General features: G+C 49.3%; 14 protein-coding genes. 8 read left to right on the top strand and 6 right to left on the bottom strand.

Annotation, left to right across the window (positions count from 1 at the left end):
* Positions 1 to 276 precede the first annotated feature (276 nt).
* Positions 277 to 828, top strand: a complete 552-nt coding sequence (locus Mal48_RS19805) for a hypothetical protein (RefSeq protein WP_145203787.1) — start codon at positions 277 to 279, stop codon at positions 826 to 828.
* A gap of 126 nt (positions 829 to 954) precedes the next feature.
* Here Mal48_RS19805 and Mal48_RS19810 read toward each other — a convergent pair whose 3' ends face one another.
* Positions 955 to 1173 carry a hypothetical protein gene (locus Mal48_RS19810; RefSeq protein WP_145203790.1) on the bottom strand — a complete coding sequence of 73 codons (219 nt, stop codon included), beginning with the start codon at positions 1171 to 1173 and terminating at the stop codon, positions 955 to 957.
* Positions 1174 to 1194: 21 nt separating this feature from the next.
* Between Mal48_RS19810 and Mal48_RS19815 the strand changes: the two genes are divergently transcribed.
* Both Mal48_RS19815 and Mal48_RS19820 read left to right on the top strand, forming a co-directional pair.
* Positions 1195 to 2565, top strand: a complete 1371-nt coding sequence (locus Mal48_RS19815; protein ID WP_145203793.1) for a KAP family P-loop NTPase fold protein — start codon at positions 1195 to 1197, stop codon at positions 2563 to 2565.
* Positions 2566 to 3005: 440 nt separating this feature from the next.
* Complete coding sequence (locus Mal48_RS19820) at positions 3006 to 3617, top strand: sugar O-acetyltransferase (protein WP_145203796.1); 612 nt, start codon at positions 3006 to 3008, stop codon at positions 3615 to 3617.
* Here the strand turns inward: Mal48_RS19820 and Mal48_RS19825 are convergent.
* Together Mal48_RS19825 and Mal48_RS19830 are read right to left on the bottom strand one after the other, a co-directional pair.
* Entirely contained in the window at positions 3588 to 4481 is an 894-nt protein-coding gene (locus tag Mal48_RS19825) for a phytoene/squalene synthase family protein (RefSeq protein WP_197441856.1), read from the bottom strand. The two genes, Mal48_RS19820 and Mal48_RS19825, sit on opposite strands and share 30 nt — an antisense overlap.
* An 87-nt stretch (positions 4482 to 4568) precedes the next feature.
* Entirely contained in the window at positions 4569 to 5420 is an 852-nt protein-coding gene (locus Mal48_RS19830; RefSeq protein WP_145203801.1) for an alpha/beta hydrolase, read from the bottom strand.
* Positions 5421 to 5952: 532 nt separating this feature from the next.
* Between Mal48_RS19830 and Mal48_RS19835 the strand changes: the two genes are divergently transcribed.
* From Mal48_RS19835 to Mal48_RS19855, 5 genes are all read left to right on the top strand, one after another.
* Entirely contained in the window at positions 5953 to 6483 is a 531-nt protein-coding gene (locus Mal48_RS19835) for a shikimate kinase (RefSeq protein WP_145203804.1), read from the top strand.
* A complete protein-coding gene (locus tag Mal48_RS19840) occupies positions 6483 to 7859 on the top strand; it encodes a prepilin peptidase (protein ID WP_145203807.1) in 1377 nt (458 codons plus the stop codon). The genes Mal48_RS19835 and Mal48_RS19840 overlap by 1 nt, the downstream gene beginning before the upstream one ends.
* A gap of 319 nt (positions 7860 to 8178) precedes the next feature.
* Positions 8179 to 9057: a ParA family protein gene (locus tag Mal48_RS19845; protein ID WP_145203810.1), complete on the top strand. Its 879-nt coding sequence runs from the start codon at positions 8179 to 8181 to the stop codon at positions 9055 to 9057.
* A gap of 106 nt (positions 9058 to 9163) precedes the next feature.
* Positions 9164 to 12376: a PVC-type heme-binding CxxCH protein gene (locus Mal48_RS19850; protein ID WP_145203813.1), complete on the top strand. Its 3213-nt coding sequence runs from the start codon at positions 9164 to 9166 to the stop codon at positions 12374 to 12376.
* Positions 12377 to 12870: 494 nt separating this feature from the next.
* The gene (locus Mal48_RS19855) at positions 12871 to 14196 is read left to right on the top strand and encodes a DUF2029 domain-containing protein (protein WP_145203816.1); all 1326 of its coding nucleotides are present in this window, start codon (positions 12871 to 12873) and stop codon (positions 14194 to 14196) included.
* Between the two features lie 75 nt (positions 14197 to 14271).
* On the opposite strand, the gene smpB is transcribed toward Mal48_RS19855, so the two are convergent.
* The 3 genes from smpB to Mal48_RS19870 form a co-directional block, all read right to left on the bottom strand.
* Positions 14272 to 14769 carry an SsrA-binding protein SmpB gene (smpB, locus tag Mal48_RS19860; protein ID WP_145203819.1) on the bottom strand — a complete coding sequence of 166 codons (498 nt, stop codon included), beginning with the start codon at positions 14767 to 14769 and terminating at the stop codon, positions 14272 to 14274.
* A 200-nt stretch (positions 14770 to 14969) separates the two neighbouring features.
* On the bottom strand, positions 14970 to 15686 hold the full coding sequence (locus Mal48_RS19865) for a glycosyltransferase (protein WP_145203822.1): 717 nt from the start codon (positions 15684 to 15686) through the stop codon (positions 14970 to 14972).
* 71 nt (positions 15687 to 15757) lie between these two features.
* Positions 15758 to 16837 (bottom strand): 3-keto-disaccharide hydrolase, encoded by a 1080-nt coding sequence (locus tag Mal48_RS19870; RefSeq protein WP_197441857.1) that lies wholly within the window; start codon positions 16835 to 16837, stop codon positions 15758 to 15760.
* Positions 16838 to 17122 lie beyond the last annotated feature (285 nt).

The following is a 17122-nucleotide window of genomic DNA, read 5'->3' on the forward strand; positions in this document are numbered from 1 at the left end:
GTTGACCGTCGGTGTTATCTGGTGGCAGAGATCTCGACGTGACTAGCGGTGAGAAGTGAGTTTTTGGTTTGGCTCAAACTAAATGGCTCCTTTGGTTGAAATAGAGCAGGAACGGCCAACAACTCGGAATGAAATGTGACAACGTTGCAACAGACTGATAGCATTAACCTTGTAGCAATTCACCAGCTGCGTGTTAGTCCGAAAAGCTTGCTGCCTATAGGTGATACGCTGACCATCCGGAAAATGAGTTCTCCTTCAAAATGAGACTTGCGTAACATGAAACTGGACCTATCGAAAGACAAAGAAAAGATACGAAAGTATATTCTCAATCGGATCAAGGACTACTCGGTCTACGTCAATGATGGTCCAGGAGAAGATGATGCCCCAATTCAAGCGATTATGCTTGGCTTCTACGCCGAACAGGGTGGATACATCTACCTTGTCTTTGACACCCGGCCGGGGAAGAACCTGGATGGAAATTGGACGTTGCACATAGACGAACCAAATATGCTTCACTTCCCAAGATGGTGTGACTTCTACGAGAAAGCTTGCGACGGGAAAACGGTGACGTTGATTCTAGATGACGGGACCGTCAAGAAACTGGACGGCACCGTGAACAAGCTGGCACTCCGCAGTGGCGACGAGGATGCATTAGACGTTTACTTCGCTGAAATGCTCAAAGCACTGATGTGTGAACTTAAGGAAGATGGAACTTTGGCGAAACTGCCGCTCCGGAAAGATGCATACTTCATGATCGAGGAGTTTGACGGACGCTACTTTTGGCCGGAAATAAGATCGGTCAGGAGCAAGGGGCGAATTCTCAAATAGAGCATCATGACAAACCGTAGCACTTGAAGTCGCGGGTCGCGCGACACGATGAAATCAACACTGTTTGCCGCGCCCCGATGAAACGTGACGTACACCCACATAAGGAGAGACGTCATGATTCGGCAATCACTGGTCGTGATCGGCAACAATCACGACGATGGAGACGTCGCGAAGAAGGCCAGAGAGTTCAATGACCAGGTGTCCCCAGCCAAAGACATGCATGAGGCCACCGGAATAAGCAAGAATACTGACCGTCGGCGTCTTTCCGGTTGCAGAGATCTCGACGCGACTGGCAGTGAGAAGTAAGCTGTTGGTTGGGTCAATTGGCTGGTTCCTTTCATTCAAGAACAATTAACAGGGTCACAAATGAAAATTACACCACCAATACCTGAGATTCCGGATGACAACCCTTACTGCAATGATCTGTTCAATCGCAGAGAGTTTGGCAATTCCTTGAAATCTCTTTTCTGTAATGTCTCTGAGAACGTCGTGCTGTGCGTCGACGCACCTTGGGGTGATGGTAAAACTACGTTCGCAAAGATGTGGATTGCAGATCTGTTGAAGGATGACAAGCAATGCATCTATTTCGACGCATTCCAACACGACTATTCTGCTGATCCGTTGGTGGCATTCAGTGCAGAAATTATTCGACTTGTGGAGGAACAGTTTGAGGACAGCAATACAATCCAAGTCCTCAAAGAAGACTTCAAAAAGAAAGCAAAACGAATCGCTGCAAACTTGATAACTGCTGGCGCGAGGTTCGGAATAAAGGCGTTAACTCTCGGCATCATCAAAGACACTGACATTGAAGCATTTGAGTCAATCAAAGAGGACATAGCCGAAGATTCATCAAACGCGATTTCATCAATGATCGGTGCGGCATTTGATGAATATGTCGCCAGCAAAGAGCTAGTAGCAGAGTTTCACGAAAAGCTCTCGGCGCTTGGAAACGCTTTGAAGGAAGAACAGTCATTCCCACTTCTCATAGTAGTTGATGAACTTGACCGATGCCGTCCAGATTTTGCACTCTCATTGATAGAACGAACGAAACATTTATTCGCGACGGAGAACGTCTCGTTTCTACTGATGGCCAACATTAAACAGCTGGAAAGCTCTGTGAAATATGTCTACGGAAATGACGTAGACGCAACGAACTATTTGCAGAAATTCTTTTCTTTAGTCACCATTCTCCCCAAAGACTCCCGATCTCAGGATGGCAATGACTTTTCTCGCTATTGCGAGCATCTCATTCGTCATTACTTCAGCGAGGATATAGAAGGTTTGCATTCACGCCTTTCGACCTTGTTTTTGCATTTCCAGTTCTCGTTTCGAGAAATGGAGCGATGCGTTGCTCTTCTCTCAATTTACTACGCTCAGTTGCCTCAGGGACGACTTACCAGTATTGATGTAATTTCGTTTCTAGGTGTCGCACAGATCAAATGTCCCGAAGTGGTGGACGCCTTGATGATCGAAAGGTTGTCGTATTCGGAACTGCTTTCGAAGACACGGCTAACTGAGTCAACACCAGAAAAAAATCGCTGGGAACCAAAACCAGAGATACTCAGCAGATTGAAATATTTGCTAATGACTGACGCAGAATTCGCTGCAGTGGACGAAGGAGATCGACTGCTTGAGTATGGGCGATGGCTCACGCAGTTTGGAATGGCACGCCATAAAGTTATTCCGTTTCTCTGCTCGGAGGTTCGGCAATTTCGGACATCACTTCATTCTTCTTAATGAGTCTGGAGGTATGTGCTTCATTTCCTTTGCAAAATTTATCACTACGATCCAGCGATCAACAATCTCATTCTTATCAGTATTCTGGTCTTCCGTGATGGTCTGTTTTGGGGGGAGAATTTCTTTGCCGCTACAGTACTCATTTATTCGCGTCTCGTTGCGGGGAGTGCCTCGAACTAGTCATCTCACGTCCAGGTACCCAACCGCCTAGGCATCCGCAGTTGTTGTCGGCATGTTCGACACTTCAGACGTGATGCGATCCTTGGTCTTCACGCCGTAAACTTCAGTTGAAAGTGTCTGAGGTTTCTGGTGGTCTGTGAACTGGATATCTCATAGAACACCGTAATACTTGTCGTGCCTGAGATGGTCATTTTCACAACTCCATAGACTGCTCACCACGAGGTAGAACGTGAAGTCCAATCTGGGATTTACTTAAGACAATGACCAACAACGATAACTCAGAGGTCCGTTCCGAAGCTGAGAAGATGTTGGCTGGCGAGCTTTATGATGCTCTCGATCCGGTACTGGTCAAATATCGAGAACGAGCACGCGACCTTTGTCAGAATCTGAATGCGACTCGGGAACATGAACAGGAAACCCGCCGTCGTATCCTGACCGACCTGCTTGGCTCGGGTGGTGAATCTGTCTGGATGCAGCCGCCGTTTTATTGTGACTATGGCAGCAATATTCATCTGGGTGAACGAGTCTATTTCAACTTCAACTGCGTCGTCCTCGATGTCTGTGAAGTCAAGGTCGGCGACTTCACGTTCTTCGGTCCCGCAGTTCAAATTTACACAGCGACGCATCCGATGGAGGCTCAACTCCGACGCACGCAAGAGTTCGGAAAACCGATCACGATCGGTTCGGATGTGTGGGTCGGTGGGGGAGCAATCATTTGCCCTGGTGTCACGATTGGCTCAGAAACGGTCATCGGGGCAGGTAGCGTGGTCACGAAGGACATCCCCAACAACGTCTTCGCTGCCGGAAATCCATGTCGTGTCATTCGAGAGATCACCAAGACGTCAAACTTGAATTCGTCGGGGGATTCGTAGAATCGATCGTGAGACGATGCCTAATTTTTGCAATTTCGAAAGCCGAATTCGCTCTGAAAAGACATCGTAGTTGTTCTTCTCAATCCGCTTCAGCAGCGAACTATACGCTTCGATGAATCCACTCAAAATGTTCCGCCCAGTTGGCGAAACATGCGACAGCAACGGAAGCGAGTTGCGGTAATAACCCCAGGCCCGCTCTGATTGAAACTTCATGAACGCATGAAATTTTGCGTCGTTCGTTCCAGAAAAGAGCTCAGCTTGAGTCATCTCAAACCGCTGGAGATCTTCGAGCGGGAAATAGAGCCGTCCTCGCTGCGCGTCCTCAGCGAGATCACGTAGAATGTTCGTGAGCTGAAAAGCGGTGCCACAGTCTTTTGCAATGTCGTCCACGCCTGGTGCGTCTTGGTCGTATCCCCAAATCTTCAAGCAGCAAAGACCAACAACTCCTGCGACCTGATAACAGTAGGCGTTCAAATCAGAGAAGGTGGGAAATGAAACCGGTGACAGGTCCGATTCAACACCATCAATCACGGCCTCCAACAACGAGATCGGAATTTCTTTTCGCAGAGCGACATCTGTCATCGCCAAAAGGACGAGTGAGGAACTCTTCTGGCTTTCAAATGCCGAACGGAGATCGGTCCTCCAGTCAAGGAGTTGCCGCCGCCGCTCTTCCATCGAAACCGACTCGTCATCGCCCAGGTCATCTGTCAATCGCATATAGGAATAGAGCGCACACATCTCGCGAAACATTTGTTTCGGTAGCGAATGAAACGCAAAGAAGAAATTACTGCCACTACCGCGAGCCAAGGTGACGCAATGCTGGTAGGCAGCTGCAAGCTCTGAATCAGAATGTCGATTGAACAAGTCAGCCAAGGATTACTAGAGCCTTTTAAAAAATGATGTCCGCGTTCGGCCTCGTTCTGAGCGGCCTCCAAAGTCTTGCTTGCATTCTTACTGGGACTTCGACAGAAAACCGTGCTTCGTCAGAAACGCATCCATCTCAGTGATGGTTTGCTGATAGTTTGATCCATCGCCATGACCACGATTGTAGTTGAAGAAGCCGTGCCCTTCTCCTTCGTACACTTTCAGAACACTGTCGCTGCCGACTTCTTCCATCTTCGCTTTGAACGTTTCAGCAGTCTTGACTGGGATGAGCTTATCTTTACTTCCCAAGAAGACAATCGCTGGCGGCATCCCTTTACGAATGTTGTGCATGGGAGAAATTTCTTCGTGTCGAGGCTTCACTCGTGAATAACCGTACCCATCAGGTCCGTTATCGTAAACCGGATTGAACAAAACAAGACCGTTCGGCACACAGCTGACTTCCTTCGGGTCTCCTTCTGCATTCAGCCCCGGCACAGTCGCAACAGCGGCGGCAACATGACCACCCGCTGATCCTCCGCCTGCGACGATTTTATCGGGATTGATCCCGAGTTCTTGGGCATGGCTGCGAATCCAGCGAACGGCTGACTTTCCATCTACAACACATTCAAACGGAGTCGTTCTATTGCGCGACTTGACGCGATACTCTGCGGACATCGCCACAAACCCCAAGTCAGCCAGGTGTCGACAGTGAGGATAAAACTGTGAAGGATTTCCACCGTTCCAACCTCCGCCGAAGAAGAAAACAATCGCTGGACGATCTTTCTCGTCAGAGGCTTTTTCAAAGAGATGCAGCTTCAACTCAACATCACCGACCTTTTTATAGGTAACCATTCGGTCAGGCTGGGGAGCAGCGTCTTGTGCGATGAGTGAACTGGCAGAGGAACAGAAAAGCAGCAAAGTCAGGATTTTGATCTGCATTTATTTATCCATAGAACCGGGATCAGTTGCGGAACCGTCGATCATATCGGCGGACGATTCAGTTCGAAAGCCTTGACACGGTTTGTGAGAACTCCGAGTTGCCCCCGATCATTTTATGAGTGGTTATTAGTTGTCGAAATGCTTCATTTTATCAACTCGACAAGTATACATATGAAAATTTTGCACGGGACAATGGTCCCGTGCTACGAGGGGTCGCTGCGACGAGGTGGTGTTGGAAAGGCTCGCTCACTCTTCTTCAATCGTGAACTTTTCGTTTATTTGCAGTTGTCTTCACCGAGATTCTTCCCTGTTCTCGTTGTTTTTCAGACGTCGTACTGTGAAACCTGCTTTTTAGAGCGTATTGTTTGTACGCATTTCGATTTCATTTCTCTTGGATTCGCAGTTTTGAACGACCTGCCGTTCCAAACACCTCCAAGACACGCTGCCCTTCGACAACCGTCTCGCGCACTCACCCTCGGTTCAGTCGGTATCATTCGCAGCTTTTCATTTTAATTGATTGAGCAACAGACAGATGGTCATCACACTCATCGGATATCGGGGAACTGGAAAGAGTTCGGTTGGTACGCAGTTGGCTGCGCGGATGAATTACGATCTGGTCGATACAGATCGGGAGATCGAAAAGCAGGCCGGTAAATCGATTGCCGAAATTTTCGCAGAAGATGGTGAATCCCGATTTCGCGACCTCGAACGCGAAGAACTCCTGCGGCAATTGGCTCTCGACAAGATCGTCATCTCTGCAGGGGGAGGGGCGATTCTAGATCCGATCAGCCGCCAGGCCATGCAAGGCGCTGGCCCAGTTGTCTGGCTTCAGGCGAGTGTCGAGACAATTGTAGAACGACTTCGCAACGACGAGTCGACGGAATCCAGCAGGCCATCACTCACGGGTGACGACATTTTCAATGAAGTCGCCACGGTACTTGCTCAGCGGGAAGCTGACTATGCCGAACCAGCTTCGATCATCATCAACACCGATCAACGAGACTTTAGTTCGATCGTTGATGAAATCATTTCGCAACTCTCCACCGGGGGAGCTAAAGCGTGATGATGAGTCTTGCACAAATTAATGATGTGAATATGAATCAGCCGGTGACACTTCTGCTGGATTTTCCATTCTGGATGATGTCAATTTTCATTTTCATCATTGGGGCGGTGATTGGAAGTTTTCTTAATGTTTGCGTCTATCGCATTCCGCAACACAAATGGCTGTGGGGTCAAATGCAGTCGTTGTGGGACAAGCCCTCGAACTGCCCGCGATGTTCCACCCACATCCTCTGGTACGACAACATCCCGGTTTTCGGTTGGTTGAAGCTTCGGGGCCGTTGCCGCAGCTGCAAGATGAAAATTTCAGGACGTTACCCGTTCATTGAATTTCTGAATGGGTCGCTGCTCGTCTTGCTGTTCTGGTTTGAAGTCCCTGTTGGACTCCATGCAACGCTCGAGGAAAGTTCTGTCTTTGCCAGCATGGGACCGCAGATTTTTCCGGGCTTGCAAGGTTACTCTCCGGAAGCGTTTGTCTGGATGAGGTTCCTGTTCCATGCCGTCTTGATTGAAACTCTGCTGGTTGCGTCGTTGATCGATTTCGATCTACGAATTATTCCCGAAGCGACGACAACTCCCGCGAACATCTTTGCAGTCATTGTACTTTTGTGCGTACCGATACTACATCTAGTGCCGGTCTGGTATCAGCAACCGGGACTTCTCAGAACATTTGGAATCATTACCCCGGAATGGCTGCACCCGTTTATGGATGGCCCAGCAGTCCCCGCCTGGGTGAATGCACACCCGTACCTGCATGGCCTCTCAGTGAGTCTCGCCGGGATGCTTGTCGGTGGTGGAATCGTCTGGCTGGTTCGCTGGGCTGGTTTTCTTTTCCTGCGTGAAGAAGCCATGGGCGATGGCGACGTTTACCTCATGGCGATGGTCGGCGCTTTTCTTGGTTGGCAACCGACTGTCATTGCATTTTTCATCGCTCCGGTCTGTGCATTGGCGGTGGTGATTCTTCTCGCTCCGTTTGTTCGAAATCGATCAATTCCCTACGGACCGTATCTCAGCTTGGGAACGTTACTGACGCTGCTGTTCTGGCAACCGATCTGGAGCCGCGTCGGTCGCCTCTTTGAATTAGGAGTGCTCCTTGTGCCACTTGCATTGTTTATGGGAGTTCTCTTCGCAACTTCTCTGGCAGCTGTTTACTTGTTCAAAAGGACCTTTGGGCTACTACCGCAACCACTCCCAGAAGGAGAATGGCGAGCTGCTCACCAGCACATCTTTTTCGCGAGCGAAAAAGTCGACCGACACAGCTGCAATTGGAAAACAACCGATTGGGAAGGGACTGCCTCTGGCCACGGAAGTGTTCATGAAGAACGCTGGAAAGGTGGCAGCTTCTCCGGAAATTCGTTCGGCCCCAACCGCCCCTGGTGACACAGACAACCTTTTCTGAGAACACCGCTTGACGCAGATTTGGCCCAGGTGATTTCAATCAATCCTGACTGATTGATCAAATTCCGTTTGCCTTTCCCGGAATCGTGACGTTTCTTTACCTGGAACCAGTCCGAAAACCTCTGGAAAAGTCGCTTTTCTCAACGTAGTGAGAGAGCAATTTCAAGTTTCAGGATCAATTCTAGTAAACGTGGCCAGAGCATTTTCAATGCTTGTCGTGCCCGTGAAGCTCATCTTCATGAGTTCTCGGCGCGAGGCAATACGTAAAGACCAATCTTAGTTCTGCTCTAAGGAGCCAACGGTGCCAATCATTGCTTTTACGAATCTTAAGGGCGGGGTCGCGAAGACAACGACCGCAGTTGCCGTCGCAGAATGCCTGGCAGTCGCCGGACATAAGACATTAGTAATCGACGCAGACCACCAGTGCATGGCAGGAGAACTTTTGCTCGGCGGGAGACTCCTGTTGCAGTGTGACAACCAAAAAAGAACTCTTCACGATTTATTGGCGGCACTATTGAAAGAAGGCTTTGATCGAGACCATATTTCCAAATACGTGCAAGATGAAGCATCATCTATTAACGGTGGGCTGGAGAATCTGTCTGTGCTTCCGTGCTCGATTCGAATCGATGAATTTGAGACCAATCTCGCCAAAGGAGGATATAACAACTCGATTCCACTAAGCGCCATGTTAGACAAGAGAAAAGGAATGCTCAGAAAATGGCTTTCTCAGAACTACGACTTCGTACTCATCGATTGTCCGCCAAGCATTCCGATTCAAGTCCGTTTTTTGCTTAACATCGCAGACTCATTTGTCGTGCCATGCGTTCCGGATCGACTCTCAGTGAGGGGGTCTTGTTATCTCATGAAGCGTCTTGAAAAAACAGGCCGGAAAATTCAACCACTGGGTACCATCTGGTCTCTCTTTAGAAGGCAGAACTCTCTTCACAAACGAACAATTGAAGGGAAAGTGCAGGGTTTTGAAACGCTTCCTAAGCCATTCACAACCATCGTTCCAAATGCCACAGCGATTGCAGAATCAACCGAGCCTGATTTTTTTCCGACAAGCTTCAGCGGGAAGTATACTAAAGGATACGCTGACGTCTTCCGCTCATTAACGGCTGAAATCATCGAACGAAGTGTTTTTTCCCCAGCGGAACTGAAGCTTCAAGTCTCCCGCTAAACATTGATTCGAGTTAGAATTCAGATGTCAGCTTTTCTTCACTGGTCCTCTCAGCTATTCTCAAGGTTCTCACCTTGACTGAATTTCTTGCTTTGCGGATGGACTGATGAAACGACCTGCCATTTTGGTTCGAGCTCTACTTTCACTTGCCTGTTTATGCACCTTGCTTCAACTGAGTTTTGCTCAGGAGGAGAAAGGATCACGAGATCGCTTCAAAGAAAACCTTGCCGGCAACAAAGATGTTGAAAAGGTGATTCAAACTTTCCAAGGTAAAGGGGTGGTCGGTGACGATAGCGATCCGACTCCTGCGGAGGAGGCTGTCAAACTCTTTCAGCTGCCGGACGATTTGAAAATCGAACTCGTTGCCACAGAACCGGAAGTCATGCAACCGCTTTTCATGCACTTCGATGATCGTGCACGATTGTGGGTTGTTCAATACCTGCAGTACCCGTTCCCGGAAGGCCTCAAGGTCATTCGTTACGACCAGTACCTGCGAGCTGTCTTCGACAAGGTTCCTCAAGCTCCGCCAAATCACGTCAAAGGTAAAGATCTCATCACCGTCTACGAAGATACGAACGGCGATGGCAAATACGACAGCAGCAAGAACGTGATCGAAGGTCTGAACATCACCTCTTCTGTCGTGACCGGCCATGGGGGAATTTGGGTGATCAACCCGCCGTATCTTCTGTTCTACCCGGATGCCAATCGCGATGATATCCCCGATGGAGATCCAGAAGTTCGGCTTTCCGGTTTTGGGCTTGAAGATACACACTCGATCGCCAACAGTTTGCGCTGGGGACCGGATGGATGGCTTTACGCTGCCAATGGGTCCACCACAACAGGAAACGTTTCATCCGAAGTGAACAAAAATGTCCAATGGGAAGGTCAGAATATCTGGCGATATCATCCCGATACGAAAGTTTTTGAAATTTACGCTGAGGGTGGCGGCAATACATTCTCCTCAGAGATTGACGGGCGCGGCCGTGTCTTTTCAGGTACGAACCATGGCAACACTCGCGGGATGTACTACCCGCAAGGGTCTTACGGTTCAAAAAACTGGGGAAAACATGGCCCTCTGACAAATCCCTTCGCGTTTGGATATTTCGAACACATGCTTCACGAGGGGGACAAAGATCGCTTCCCGCAAACCTTCGTGATCTACGAAGGGGGAACTCTTCCTGAACGCTACAACGGAAATGTCATTGCAGCGAACGCTTTGCATAACCGTGTCTGGGCCAGCGAAGTCTCACGAAACGGCTCCACTTATCGCACTGTCGACATGCCGAACGTGGCGGAAACCGAAGATCGCTGGTTTCGACCGGTTGATGTCAAAGTCGGCCCAGATGGTGCCGTCTATCTGGCAGACTGGTACGACACTCGACTCTCACACGTCGACCCGCGTGACAACTGGCACAAGGGGAGTGGACGGGTTTATCGAATCCAATCGAAAGATGCGAAGCCGCTCACTGGAAAAACCGACCTCACCAAACTGTCTGATGATGAACTCATTAGCCATTTCTCACACACAAACAAATGGTGGCGACAGACCTCGGTTCGCGTCCTCGGAGACCGTTTGCTTGCACAAGTCAAAACCGCACGGGCGGCAACAGTCAACAAGCTGAAACAAATAACATCCACGAGCGACCCGACGGCTCTCGAAGCTCTTTGGACACTGCATTGGGCAGGCGAGTTTGATGCAGAACTCGCAGCTGCGACACTCAAAAATGAAGATCCAGATGTTCGTCGCTGGTCGGTCCGATTCCTTGGCGACCATCGCCAACTGACCCCGGAACTCGGTGCTGCTTTAGCAGAACTCGCAACGAAGGAATCATACGTTCAAGTCCGCTCACAGCTGGCTTCCACAGCTCGGCGTATCAACACGGAATACGCCTTGCCTGTTCTGAGGGCATTATTGAAACATACAGAAGACGCGGACGACCCACATATGCCACTCCTCATCTGGTGGGGAATTGAAGGTCATTCCGGGACCTCGCTGATGAACAACAATCAGCAAATCGGAGTTCATCTCGATCCCATTTCAAAACGAACTCCTCGCGAGCAACTGGTTGCATTCCTGGAAGATGACGAAATCTGGAACGAACCGATTTTCGAATCGACTGTTTTGCCTCGGTTAATGCAACGCTTTGCGATGGATCAATACGCACCCGGAAATGCCGCTGAGAAACTGGCTGGCCTGCAAGCTTGTGAACAGCTTTTAAAGATGGCTCCAAACCCCGACTACCGTAGCAAGTTGATGTCCGGTTTCCTTGAAGCGTATCAAGGTCGAGACATTGCCAAGTTGCCAGAAGGTCTCCGCAAAGAGATTGAGTCGTACCAAGGCTCACTTGGGAAGTCCGATTTGGCTCTCGGAATTCGCCTCGGGCAAGCGGATGCTCTCAAAGAGGCATTGGCTGTCATTCGCAATGAGAAGGAAGACAACTCAAAGCGACTCGCATTGATTCAAATCTTTGGTGAAGTTGAACAACCAAGTTGCGTCTCAACCCTACTTGGACTGATCTCCAGTTCGCGTTCCAGTGCCATCAAAAATGCCGCGATGCTTTCGCTGATGAATTATTCCGATCCCAAAATCGGCCAAACAATCTGTGCTCGCTATCATTCATCTCTGCCTGATCAACACGGGCTGCGTTCGACTGCTCATCGTGTGCTCGCCAGTCGACCGGCATGGACGAAACGATTCCTGGCAGAAATCGAGGCTTTCCGGATTAAACCCGATACGGTTTCACTCGATGTCATTCAGCAAATGCAGCTTCACCCCGATCCCGAAATCCAGGAACTCGTCAAAAAGCACTGGGGCAGTGTTCGCGCAACCCCAGCTGAAAAACAGAACGAAATCGCACGCTTACTGGGATTGCTGAAAGAAGAAGGAGCTTCCGGGAACGTCAACCACGGTCGCGAGTTATTCAAAAAACACTGCGCAACTTGCCACACCCTGTTTGACGATGGCGGAAAAACCGGACCAAACCTTACAGGCTACGAACGAGACAATCTTGACTTCATGTTATTGGCAATCGTTGATCCTTCAGCAGCGATTCGTGAAGAGTTCACTCAATTCCAGCTGCTCACCACAGATGGACGTGTCCTGACTGGCTTACTGGAGGAACAAACACCAACCAGAGTCACCCTGCGTGGTGCGAATAATCAGGTCACAGTGGTCTCTCGAGACGACATCGAAATACTGAAAGCAATGACAACATCAATCATGCCGGATGGTCTCACACAAAAGATGACCAAAGAGGAGATTCTTGATCTATTCAGCTATCTCACTCAGCCGACACCAGTATCAGCGACCAAAAAGTAACAGGCTTCTCCACAGATAAATTAGCTCTGATCTTTTTTTTCTAGTGACGATCAGGAATTTGTTTGGAATTCCGAATGGATCTTGTTACGTTGGTTAGGTGGCGATGACCGCATCACCCTTGGTTGGGGAACGAATGGTGATGCAACTGAGCCGAAAAATCGGTTCGAAAACCTGAAAAGTGACCGTGATGTCACTATGAAACTGCTGAGTCCAACAGGGTCATTTTCAGCAGGATTGCTAGTTTTCATCAACCTCATGTTGATTGAGATTCACCTCATTCTTTCGGGTTTTCATTCGATTTCATACTTCGATTTAAAACAGTGTTCGTGTTCCAGACGGAAGTGGGTTTTCCTCGCGTCGATGAATGTCATGACGCAAAGAAAGTAGTTCTGTACTGGTATCCAGAGTGTACAAAATAAGTTTTCCCGCTGTGATGCAAGCATTGTTGAGCATGCGACGTATAACTTTTTTGTTGAAATAAAGGCAGCTGTCCTATGGACTTTCTGTTGCCCAGCTACAGCATGAATCAGGCGACATGGTTTTACCTGTCGTTCCTGCTCATCGTTGCGATCTATTTTCGCTTTATGCGAATCTTTTCGCTGCGAAACTTAGATCTTGCGCTCTTACTTTCTGCTTCTCCAGGCCTGCTGTTTGTGGCAGCTCAGGAAGATTCAACGCTCGGTCATGCGTGGCTCTTTGTCATCGCATGCGTCTTTCTGCTTCGAATGTTCTTTGATCCGATCCTGAGTCGACGCCCGTACTTGGGCCAGAATCTCAATACGCATGGAATGGCGTTCCTCTTCTTTGCAGTCTGTGCATTTCTCTTCACCCAGGTCATCACGTCCTCACTTCCACAAGAGACCGAAGAGACGATTGCTCAGGCCGATTACATTATGAACCTGACAGCGACTGACCCGGGCAAGATTTCCCAAGAGGAATTCTCCACAGGTGGGCCTGCTGCACCGATCTTCGTCGTCATTCTGAAACTGATCTTTAATGACCTCGCCCCGAGTATTTTAGCGATTCTCGCACACGCAGCTGTCATCAGTGGATTGTGGTTTGTCGGTCGGAATCTGTTCGGAGACAAGAGTATCGGCTTAGCCATGGCGACGCTTTATCTACTGCTTCCCTGTACCGCATACAATGTTGCTGAATTCAACCATGTCTTGCCAGCGGCATTGGTCACGTGGGCATTTGTTGCGTTTCGGAAGCCAGTTGTTTCCGGTGTCCTACTCGGACTCGCCAGTGGAACGCTTCTGTTTCCGGTATTTCTCTTGCCGATCTGGGCCGCTTTTTATGGTCGCAAACGTGCCGGTCGATTTGTGATGGCACTGGTAGCGGTCGCCATAGTCTTATTGGCGAGCCTGGCCTTTACATCGAAGGATTCGGATTCGTTCTTTGAAAAGACCATCGGAACAATCAATGTTCCGTTGACTGCACTTTCGAATCAGGAATTTTCGCCCGGATTCTGGAAAGACGCCGACTACGTTTCACCGTATCGCTGGCCTGTGATGGCGTCGTACTTCATCATGCTCATCTTCATGACGATCTGGCCACGTCGACGCAATGTTGAAGTCCTCTTGGCTCAATCTGCAGCGGCCATCATCGGTACACAACTTTGGTACACCCAGAAGGGTGGAGTCTACTTACTCTGGTATGTGCCGTTATTACTGATGGTCATTTTCCGGCCTCGGCTCACTCATCTGAAGTTCATCGAAGAACTCGAAGAGTCGACCGTCGCAAAATCTCCATCGAATGGGGACTCCAAAAAGTCTTCTGCGTCTTCAACATCAGGTAAAAACCTGCAGTTGTTTCGATAGGCAGCCTCATTGGCCGAAGCCGCGAAAACACTCAGTAAGTGTTGCTCAAAATAGCGTTGATCAATAGAGCGTTAATCAATAGCGTTTGCGGACTGCGTCTCGCATCATTTTGCGGTCTTGATCCTTCTTCTTCTTTTCACGATTGTCGTACAGCTTGCGTCCTTTGGCTGCTGCGATAAGAACTTTGACGATTCCGCGCCGAAAATAAACCGCCAGCGGAATGAGCGTCATCCCGTCGTGGTCTGCGGATTCTGCGAACTTGCGAATTTCTCTCCGCTTGAGAAGCAGCTTACGCTCACGGCGCCGTTCGTGGTTCAGATACGTCGCCTGCGGGTACTCAGCGATATCACAATTCAGTAGCCAAAGCTCCCCTTTTTGAATCCTGGCGTACGCTTCATCGATTGTAATTTTATTGTTGCGAATACTTTTGACTTCACTCCCCATCAGGGCAATGCCGCACTCCAGCTCATCGATGATCTCATAATCGTGACTCGCACGTCGATTCCGGCAGACTGTCCGAGAGTTCGGATCTTCTGCTTCCTTCTTTTTCTTCTTTGCTTTTTTACTGGCCATGATTGCTTAGCGTTCGTTTCGGGGTCGGAGAATTGCCATCTTAGAGCATTTCCGGAATTATTGTACGCGTTCTGTCTCGTGGTGTACCGTATTTCCCCTGATAAAAGGCGTTCACAGGGCTTCTTCACGGACACGAGCATCACGAATGTGCATGGGATGAGCCAGCAATTCAGGAAAGGGTTCGGACCTGCCAGCGTTGGCTATTCTTTTTCGCGCGGAGCATCATAGAGAATTTCCAGCCCGGACCGGTCACGAAGTTTCCAGCGTTTGATGAACATGGCATGGGATGCAACTTTGAGGAGATGCCAAGTTGAATAGATCCGCAGTTTTCGAGCTGAGGTCAGAACCGGCTCTTTGACAATCACAAACTTCCCTTGCTGTCGAATCGCTTCAGAAAGGAATCGCTCTTCAGCGGCAAAATGCTGAGGATCGAAGCCACCGATCTTTTCAAAGACCGACCGTAAGACATAAATGCTGCACCCGGCAGCCCAGCCTCCAATTCCTTGCCAGTAATACAGGAAGATGTGAGAAAGCTTCCGCTGGAACCACGTGATTCCCTCATCGAATTCCACACTTGCTCCTCCACCGACCGCTCCATTTTCAACAGCGAGGAGAACAGCTTTCAGAGTCTTCGCTGGCAACTGCGTATCGGCATCAAGAAAGAAGATGACGCGCCCAGTTGCCACCTCGGCGCCAGCATTGCGAACTGCGCCGATATTGTGGAGTTCCACATCGACCACTTTCGCACCACAACTTTTTGCGATCTCGGCAGTGGCGTCGGTTGAAGCGTCGTTGGCGACGATCACTTCGCTGGTGATTTGACATTCGCAAACAGCGTTCGCAATCGATTGAATTGTTGCAGCGATCAACAATTCTTCATCACGCGCCGGGATCACAAATGAAACATCCACGTCCATGCTTCAGGCTCTTTCTTTTGATTCAGCACCTTGCAAGGTCAGTGCAATCAGTTGTGAAACCGTTTCTGTACTCAACGACTCATTGCCTGATAGATTGGAACTGGGGCCGCTTGCACAGGGAGCTTCACCCAACTTCGATCAGTTTGTGCTGTTTGAGGTCTTGGCACAATCCAGATGTTTCGATAAACAACCGGATTTGCATGGTCTTGCAGCTTTGTCGGCAATGGAGTCGGAGCTTCCGGTTTCCCCGCTCCAGTTTTATGAGGAATTTCGGCATTGTTATGAATGAGGACTCCGTTATGCCAAACGCTAATCCGCATGTTCTCAATTTTGTTTCCGTCCTCGTCGAACTTTGGAGACTTGAGATCGATGTCATAGGTTTGCCACACAAGAGGTGGGAAACACATATTGAAATCTGGGCGTCTGGTTTTATAGAGCGCACCACACTCATTTTCGACACCTTCTAAACCGAAGGAATCAAGAACCTGAACTTCATACCGACTTTGAAGATAGAACCCGCTGTTGCCACGCCCCTGACCTCGCGCCATCGGTTTGTACGGCAAACGAAACTCTGCATGCAGTCGGAAATCCTGAAAGCCAACGTTCGTTTCAGTCCCCGCCATCAAGAGGCCATCGTCCGTCATCGTTGCATTTTTGAAATGGTCTGTGTTCGTTCCATCGAACAGGACAATCGCGCCAGCTGGAGGTTGTGCGCCCATTGTCGGACTGACTCTGTGCATCTTCTGCAACTCACCTGCTCGTCGACCGTCTCGCGTCATAATCATTGCAGATTCTTTATCGACGACAATGTCGTACTGGTCGCTATGAAACGTGACGACATCTCCAGTCATCTTTCCCGTCAATTCATAGCGAGTCCCACCAAACCAGCCTTCTCCGGGAAGCCCGCCGTAATATTTCGTTGCAGCGAACTTTCCTTCTCCCAGCGCAATCACCTGAACCGCAACCGGTTCCGAACTGCGAGCAGAAGGGCGCGACCGCTGCCATCCCCGGTATTCCCCCTGATAAGCGTAGTCCGAATCGACTTCATTGGGGTTGGTATAAACGGGGCCATCTTTCCCGTCGGCAGCAAAGACAACAACTGGAGAGAAGCAAAAGAGGGTAAGGCAACCAAGGAAAAACAACTTCGTCATGAACACGACCTGCTGGGTGATGATTGATTCAATTTTGTTGTGGGCGATTCGATTCGCCTGTCCAACAACCTGAGAACATTTTCACGGTTTGTCGTGCCCGTGAAAATCACTTTCACGACTTGATATACGGCTCGCCACGAGGCACACGGCAGAGCAAACTGCTCTGGCGAGCATCATTGTGATGACAGTGGATATCGAGATGCAACGATAATATGACATTTTACATAAAACCGCACTGATTGACTCCTTGGAATCATCAAGACAACTGTAACACTCACGAATGGA

This window comes from Thalassoglobus polymorphus (assembly GCF_007744255.1).
In the GTDB taxonomy this organism is placed as follows: domain Bacteria; phylum Planctomycetota; class Planctomycetia; order Planctomycetales; family Planctomycetaceae; genus Thalassoglobus; species Thalassoglobus polymorphus.

What these genes read in the sequence shown, in the direction of transcription:
- Mal48_RS19840 (WP_145203807.1), top strand. Translation starts at nt 6,483, where the DNA reads ATGATGAGTCTTGCACAAATTAATGATGTGAATATGAATCAGCCGGTG.
- Mal48_RS19850 (WP_145203813.1), top strand. Translation starts at nt 9,164, where the DNA reads ATGAAACGACCTGCCATTTTGGTTCGAGCTCTACTTTCACTTGCCTGT.
- Mal48_RS19835 (WP_145203804.1), top strand. Translation starts at nt 5,953, where the DNA reads ATGGTCATCACACTCATCGGATATCGGGGAACTGGAAAGAGTTCGGTT.
- Mal48_RS19870 (WP_197441857.1), bottom strand. Translation starts at nt 16,837, where the DNA reads ATGACGAAGTTGTTTTTCCTTGGTTGCCTTACCCTCTTTTGCTTCTCT.
- Mal48_RS19805 (WP_145203787.1), top strand. Translation starts at nt 277, where the DNA reads ATGAAACTGGACCTATCGAAAGACAAAGAAAAGATACGAAAGTATATT.
- Mal48_RS19865 (WP_145203822.1), bottom strand. Translation starts at nt 15,686, where the DNA reads ATGGACGTGGATGTTTCATTTGTGATCCCGGCGCGTGATGAAGAATTG.
- Mal48_RS19855 (WP_145203816.1), top strand. Translation starts at nt 12,871, where the DNA reads ATGGACTTTCTGTTGCCCAGCTACAGCATGAATCAGGCGACATGGTTT.
- Mal48_RS19830 (WP_145203801.1), bottom strand. Translation starts at nt 5,420, where the DNA reads ATGCAGATCAAAATCCTGACTTTGCTGCTTTTCTGTTCCTCTGCCAGT.
- Mal48_RS19820 (WP_145203796.1), top strand. Translation starts at nt 3,006, where the DNA reads ATGACCAACAACGATAACTCAGAGGTCCGTTCCGAAGCTGAGAAGATG.
- Mal48_RS19815 (WP_145203793.1), top strand. Translation starts at nt 1,195, where the DNA reads ATGAAAATTACACCACCAATACCTGAGATTCCGGATGACAACCCTTAC.
- smpB (WP_145203819.1), bottom strand. Translation starts at nt 14,769, where the DNA reads ATGGCCAGTAAAAAAGCAAAGAAGAAAAAGAAGGAAGCAGAAGATCCG.